We start from the raw sequence: 6,403 nt of genomic DNA, 5'->3' as shown, positions 1-6,403 counted from the left end.
CGCCTGGGGTGATCCTACTTTAGCAACTCGAGAAAAAGGCAAAATTATTACTGAAGCTTATGTGGATTATATTCTTAAACAGATCAATGTTTTTATTGCGCAATAGAAAATTCGCGGAGATTATTCATTTCTTTCTGCCTTAAGAGAGAAGGTTTTGATTAATAATTTACACATATTTTTAGCGGTAATTTATGACTATAGATAAGAAAGTAACTACAGAAAATCATTATTGCGGATTGAAAAATCTGAGATTGTAAAAGGTGTAAAGAGAAATGCAAAACAAGCTGTGCAATTATTTCAAGAGGCTGAACAGAAAAGTATCATCAAAGCTAGTCGAACGTTAAAAACCCCTAATTAAGTAGTTTTTCTCGAAAAAATCTATTCTAAATAGTCTTCTTTTTTATATAATTTTGCAAGGTTTTGAAGCATTGGCTTCCAAAACCTTGCAAAATCTAAAAGAAAAGAGGTGGGCCAATGAAGCCAAAAATGCTAAAAAAACTCCACTAGACGATCTGTTTCGTTCCCAATTAGAAAGCATTATTAACATGCGCCATTCAAAAATGAAGGGCATTTAGGCCGAAACTATTTGTATGGCAAGCTAGGAGATGCCATCAATGCGTTAATGGTAGGTGCTGGTTATAACTTTAAGCTAATCCTCCGTTGGTTGAGGATTTTTTTGGCTATTTTGGGCAGGAAGGTTTTGCAACTTTTTTAGACGCTTCAAGATAAAAACCCAGTTTTAGATTTTTAAAAATGAGTTTTTAACGTTCGACTCTTTAGTCTTATAATTGGCGCAAAAACCAAAGTATTAAACCATACTGAGAGGCTAATAAATGTAATCCTTCCGGCCGTAGTACACGGTTCAGCACCATATGGTGCTGAACCGCGTACTTTTCTATGGGGATGATTTAATTGCTTAACGGTGGGTGGTTATCAGCGGTTAGGCTTAATATTCGATTGCAGGTAGCGTTCAATATGTCCCAGCCTTGCTGCTGTACTAGAAATAGCCTTTCTAATTTTTCGGGAGAAATATCTTTTACTAAAAGCTCTTTACCCATTTGTTCATGTTTTTCATCTATATCATGGATTTGTAGGTATTGTATTCTTCGATATTTGCATAAAGCAGTTTTTGCTATTGGGAAAAAGATGTTTGCGCTTGTTTCAAGGACAAGATGTATTAGTAGCGTTTTTTGCTCATCATTCAAAGTAAACATTTTCCAGGCAAACCAGCTGCAGGTTGCTTCCAGAATTGGGTCCCACACGGGCGGTCGTTCATTTCTGTCTTTATGCAGCAATAAATTATGCCCCAGCTCTTCTTGCAAGTGTTCAATGGTTATATTCATAAATTGTGAGTCATCGCAAAAAACGTTGCGTAACATAACTACTTTTTGGAAATAATTTGATAAAACTTGGACGCAATCTAATAATAGTTCTCGTGTAGATGATTCAGCCATTTGTTCACTCTGAATGAACTGAATAAATGGACTGTTTCTAAATTGATTAGCAAAGTATTTATTCTTCTCAAATAATCCATTTTCGTAATTTATCATAGCTATCAGACCTCTCTCTAAGTTAAAAATTCATAGATTATTGGAATCCTTATGCTAATTTTTCCGGTTGTTTTTCCTCATTATGTATTACTTTAAAAGTTTCCTCTGAGCGCATAATCCAGGGGAATAAAGTGGCGGGGTTATCAAAGCCATCTGCCAGAATTTTTGCAATCTTCTGGGAATGTGAAGCTGCTTTAAAAAGCTCAATTATGTGAGGTGGTGGCGGCATCAATAGATTATATGTCCATTGGGTTGCCCACTGCGCATGTAATTTCCAGCTTAGCTCAAATGTTTTTGTCATCCAGGACTCATCAAATGGAGCCTGACCACGGTCTAAAATACTTTTAAGATAGATACTTGCTGATTTAGCTGCGCTGTTTGCTCCTTGTCCCGCAATTGGGTCATTAAGTACAACAGCATCACCCAACCCTAAAACGGATTTGCCGCAAGGTAATTTTGAAATAGGAAGCTTCACTAAAGGGGTATAAGAGCCTGTAAGTGTTCCACGGTTATCTGTTAGCTTGGTGTTTTGAAAACGCTCTGCTTCCCAAGGTAAGTAATTTTTTAAAAGATTGAGTGCCTTTTCCAATCGTTCTTCTGGATTGGTTAAGCCTTCCCAACAGTCGAATGCATTTCCAAAAATACCTTCAAATAGCATCATTTCACAATGGCCATTCAGTGTTAGGCCTGGCATTGTGAAATATTCCCCTATTCCTGGAATGATATGCGCGCGTACACCTAGTGAATCTGCAGGAATAGCACCTTGCACATAGATACAAGCTAAAGCACGTTGTGGTTTATCAAAAGGTGATCGTGAATGATTTATTGGAAATATGCTGCTGATTTCACCCTTGCCGGTTGCTACGATGGTAAGTTCATGCTCTTTAGTAATTCTATTTAATTCTTGTGTATCTGTATTTTGAATATGAATTTTTCCGGAAAGCTTCTCAAATTCATCCATCCAGCGTGAAAATTTTAACCGTTGATCTATTGATTGATAAGGTTTAGTTGTTTTCCCCTGGAAGTAAATTTCTTTTTTTATTGTCTCTGGATTAACTAGAGTAAAAGTTACGGATTTATTTTGAGGGCAGAGTGTATCCCAAAAATTTATACCAAGTTCTCTTTCAACTTGGAGGGAAGAATCGAACATACCCTGACTCGACATAATCCCACCCTGAAGGATCTGTTCTGCTGATTTATTTGTGAAAATAGAAACACTATACTTTTTATTGGATTTTAATAACCCAATTCCAAGTAAAAGACCTGCTTGTCCTGCACCAATTATCGCGACTGTTCTTTCTGCCATGTTACCTGTCCCATGTTTAGTATTGAAATTTGGTTTATATTTTTATGATTTTATTGATAGGAAAATAGACTCTTATTCTTCTGCGGGTGGTTTTGTATATGAAGCTACAGCTCTATCGGCTTCATCATAAAGCGCATTTACTTTTGATAAAGCTTTAGCTAGTTCAACTAGATTCAATTCTTTTTCCTGGCTATACATTTCAAGTAAGATGTGATTTCTCATCTCTGTAAAAGTATCAGTATTTTTAGTACCGGCATCTGATGTTTGATAAGCAAAAGTTTTTTTACCAGCTTGATCTGATTTTGTTTTTTTAATTAGCCCCATTTTTAAAAGCTTGCGAATACTATAGTGAATATTGAAGGTGTCATCACGATTAAGTAATCGCCCTATATCATAAATTGTTTTTGGTCGTTCTTTCATGCGTATGATATGTAATACTGCTATTTCGTTAGCAGTCAGTCCAGTATTGTTAACACCCCTTTCGCATTCTTCTTGCCATCGAATAAAACCGTAAAAAACACGCCACAACTGTAACTCGAAATTAGTCACTTTTATCCCGATATCACTCTGTGTTAAATGCCAAGGGTCATCAGTCTTTATCTTGTGAGATTTAGTCATATGTATATCGCCCAATAAGTTGATTAATTTTGTCATATTACCAGTAATATGTCGAGAAAAATTAGTTTTTTACTAAATTGCTCAGATAATATTCAACAATAAAATCTCTCAATTTTGAAAAAATTACAAGCAAAATATTGTTTTTTTGTCAAAATATAACATGAAAACAATAAGAAATTTAAAAAAGCATCTCCTAGCTTGTTAAATAAAACATTGATTATAAACATATTTATAATTTAATTCCTTATAAGCAAATCACAAGATTCCCAACTGCTAGATTTAAACTCTTGGTATCGTAAAGTTATCCCTATACTAGATTGCATTTTACTAGTATATCAATAATAACTTTACAAGAGTTTTGCTATAATGTAGAATGCTTTTATTGCTGCTTAAGCTCTCCTTAAGCAAGAACACTGAAAACCTAACTGTGTGAGGTGGTAAATGAGAATTATTAAATTTAAGCCAAAGAATCAATATCGTTTGGCATTAGACTGTATTTTGTTTGATCTTTATAAGCAGGTACTTAAAGAAGAGCCAAAATCTGAAGACATGAGCCAATCTCTTTATTTAACTTGTGTAGCTATTAGAATCCTTGAAAAGACTGGCAACTCTTTCCCATCACAAGTCGAAATTGATGCGGTTGAGGCGAATGTTAAGCGCTATAGCAATAGAAAATCGATAAAACTTTCTTTAAAAAAAGCAGCTTAAAACATTGTGATTATAGATAGACAAAAAAACTTTAATTAGCTAACTCAGGTAAAATATTAAATGCTGCGAACCCACTTGCTAACCAAGTTCAATGAAAAACAGATAGCTGAGGAGGCTAAAGAACTATTATTCAATTTTGGTTGCGTCACACAAGATGTTCCAGGAAAAAACATCACTCTTGTTAAATTCAAAAAAATCGTTAATGGCTTCAGCAGTGCTGAAGCCTCAAACAGTCTTGCCTCTGAGATTGAACCCATAAAACATAATCAGACTTCAAAACCCACATTTTCTAAAACAGACAAGTTGCAAGTTCTTGTTGTGGAAGATGATCGGATAGCGCAACATTTTCATAAAAAAATACTGCTGGACATGGACTGCATAGTCCACACTGTCGAAAATGCTGAAGAAGCAACGGCTATATTACTACATAACTCCTATGATCTAATTTTATTGGATATTTTACTACCTGATAAGACAGGTTATGAATTAGCTGCAGAGATAGGAAGGAAGCAAAAAATAAAGCAACCCATTGTTGCGGTTACTATCAACGTAAATGAGCATACTATAGCTCAGTGTCGTGCTGCTGGAATTGATGAAGTTTTTTGCAAACCGCTTAGCGCAGAAAAAATAAAAGGGATTATTAGTAATATTAGCAGCGAAGGTAAAGATAAGCCTCAAAATCTTTACACGGAACAGGAGTTGATTAACCATTATGCTGTGGCACTGAAAAATGCCCCTAAACCGGATAATATGTCTAAGACGCAATATTTCAACTATCTTGCGATTCAATTATTGGAAGAAATGGGTAATGATTCACCTGCTCAACTAGCAATTGACTACGTGGAATCTTTTCTTCAACGTTACAGCCGCAGAAAACATGTAGTTTCTGTGCAAGCTAACATAGCCTAAATATATTTTTCTACTCGACCTTGACGGGATACCATCCGACCTGCGCGTTTTAATTAGTCGAACGTTAAAAACCCATTTTTAAAAATCTAAAACTGGGTTTTTAACGTTCGACTAAGTAGTTTATTATTAAAAATTCAAAAAACTTATGTCATTCCCGCGAAGGCGGGAATCCATCCATGGCAGTAATATTCATTAATTTTAACAAAATGAAGTCAATAGTTCTTTAAAAGACTTGAGTGCCTGTTAAGGATAGGTTCCCGCCTTCGCGGGAATGACAACGTTTTTATGAAGGTGAATTTCGCGCCAGCAACTAGGGCCTGTCGTCACACGCACCTCACTACGTCGTCCCGCGGCTTGTCCGCGGGATCCAGGAAAAACTTCATCTACTATAGACCTATCAGTTATCCTTGTATTTTTTACAAGGAGCCGCCTGGATGGATGCGACGTCATGAACTGACTGATGAACAGTTTAAAAAAATAGAAAACATGCTGCCCGGACGCGAAGGACATGTAGGTGTTACTGCTCAAGATAACAGACTTTTTATTAATGGTGTTCTTTGGATATTTAAAACAGGTGCACCATGGCGAGATTTACCCGAAAGATATAGCCATTGGAAAAGTGTCCACCGCAGATTTTCTCGTTGGTCAAGAGCAGGTATTTTTGACAGAATTTTTCGAGTTTTATCTGAAGAAGCAGATATGGAATTTTTGTTAGTTGAAGATTTTCACGATTTAATTACTGTATTTACAAACTTTATTTTAACCATTAAATATCGCAAATTTATATCAATCATGAATGATACATAATTTGAGGAGATGTTTATGGGAGAGTCTTTTGTTTATATTTTGGCAAGTCGCCGAAATGGAACCTTATATGTTGGTTCAACAACAAATTTAATAAAAAGAGTATGGGAGCATAAAAATAAGGTTATTCCTGGATTTACAGCTAAGTATAAAGTTCATCAATTGGTTTATTATGAAATGCATCAAGATATCATGGAAGCTGCCATGACGCGAAAGACGATTTAAAAATTGGTGCAGGAAATGGAAAATAAACATCATTGAACAATTTAATCCAACATGGCGAGATTTATACGAAGAAATCTGCATTTAACTGGATCCCGCGGACAAGCCGCGGGACGACATAGTGGGGTGCGTGTGACGACAGGCCCTAGAAGCAACCAGTGCTTCACCTCGATAGTTCTGCTCTGCCAGCAATTCTTTTGGTGTTATTGAAACTTTTTGTGGCGTTTTTATACTTTCTTTTAAACCTTTCATAATCAACTCCAATTAAATTTGTTTCAAAAAATAT

At 35.7% G+C, this 6,403-nt stretch carries 6 protein-coding genes and 2 pseudogenes; 5 read left to right on the top strand and 3 right to left on the bottom strand.

The genetic code is table 11. From position 1 onward, the window contains the following. Positions 1-556 precede the first annotated feature (556 nt). Positions 557-715: pseudogene (locus VHE99_06690) on the top strand (IS5/IS1182 family transposase). 193 nt (positions 716-908) lie between these two features. Here the strand turns inward: VHE99_06690 and VHE99_06685 are convergent. The 3 genes from VHE99_06685 to VHE99_06675 all read right to left on the bottom strand — a co-directional run bounded on the left by VHE99_06685 (position 909) and on the right by VHE99_06675 (position 3,474). After that, on the bottom strand, positions 909-1,454 hold the full coding sequence (locus tag VHE99_06685; protein ID HVV68700.1) for a hypothetical protein: 546 nt from the start codon (positions 1,452-1,454) through the stop codon (positions 909-911). Positions 1,455-1,599: 145 nt separating this feature from the next. Continuing rightward, entirely contained in the window at positions 1,600-2,856 is a 1,257-nt protein-coding gene (locus tag VHE99_06680; GenBank protein ID HVV68699.1) for a styrene monooxygenase/indole monooxygenase family protein, read from the bottom strand. A gap of 72 nt (positions 2,857-2,928) precedes the next feature. Then, on the bottom strand, positions 2,929-3,474 hold the full coding sequence (locus tag VHE99_06675; protein HVV68698.1) for a winged helix DNA-binding protein: 546 nt from the start codon (positions 3,472-3,474) through the stop codon (positions 2,929-2,931). A gap of 441 nt (positions 3,475-3,915) precedes the next feature. On the opposite strand from VHE99_06675, the gene VHE99_06670 reads away from it, so the two are divergent. From VHE99_06670 to VHE99_06655, 4 genes and pseudogenes are all read left to right on the top strand, one after another. After that, a complete protein-coding gene (locus tag VHE99_06670; GenBank protein HVV68697.1) occupies positions 3,916-4,182 on the top strand; it encodes a hypothetical protein in 267 nt (88 codons plus the stop codon). Between the two features lie 60 nt (positions 4,183-4,242). Further along, the gene (locus VHE99_06665; protein HVV68696.1) at positions 4,243-5,091 is read left to right on the top strand and encodes a response regulator; all 849 of its coding nucleotides are present in this window, start codon (positions 4,243-4,245) and stop codon (positions 5,089-5,091) included. Positions 5,092-5,529: 438 nt separating this feature from the next. Further along, on the top strand, positions 5,530-5,898 hold the full coding sequence (locus VHE99_06660) for an IS5 family transposase (GenBank protein HVV68695.1): 369 nt from the start codon (positions 5,530-5,532) through the stop codon (positions 5,896-5,898). Positions 5,899-5,913: 15 nt separating this feature from the next. Beyond that, positions 5,914-6,205 (top strand): annotated as a pseudogene (locus VHE99_06655) (GIY-YIG nuclease family protein). The last annotated feature ends 198 nt before the right edge of the window (positions 6,206-6,403 follow it).

This window comes from Gammaproteobacteria bacterium (genome assembly GCA_035546635.1).
In the GTDB taxonomy this organism is placed as follows: Bacteria; Pseudomonadota; Gammaproteobacteria; order JAURND01; family JAURND01; genus DASZWJ01.
The sequence above is the reverse complement of the archived record's forward strand: the minus strand, read 5'-3'. Positions and strand labels throughout refer to the sequence as shown.